Origin of the sequence: Ligilactobacillus equi DSM 15833 = JCM 10991, from assembly GCF_001435735.1 — a bacterium.
Lineage (GTDB): Bacteria > Bacillota > Bacilli > Lactobacillales > Lactobacillaceae > Ligilactobacillus > Ligilactobacillus equi.
Genome location: NZ_AZFH01000082.1, coordinates 1 through 269 on the forward strand (window position 1 = coordinate 1; position 269 = coordinate 269).

Below are 269 nucleotides of genomic sequence, written 5' to 3' on the forward strand. Positions count from 1 at the left end.
AATCCAAAGTATGTCCCGCAAGGGAAATTGTTTAGATAATGCCCCTATGGAGAGTTTTTTCCACCTTCTCAAAATCGAATCGCTACCTAAAATCAGGAGCTGTAAGGACATAGCTGAGTTCACATGTCTCTTCAGAAAGTATATCAATTGGTATAATAACGACCGAATTTCGAACAAAACAAAAAACATGAGTCCAGTTGATTTCCGAACTCATGCTTTAGCTACTTAAAATATATTATGTTTTTGTCTAACTTTTTTGTTGCACTTCA

At 35.3% G+C, this 269-nt stretch carries 1 protein-coding gene; it reads left to right on the plus strand.

Features of this window, described 5'->3' with window-relative positions; genetic code table 11:
• A partial coding sequence (locus tag FC36_RS06490) for an IS3 family transposase (RefSeq protein WP_162257654.1) occupies positions 1-229 on the plus strand: 229 nt, incomplete at its 5' end.
• Between the last annotated feature and the right edge of the window lie 40 nt (positions 230-269).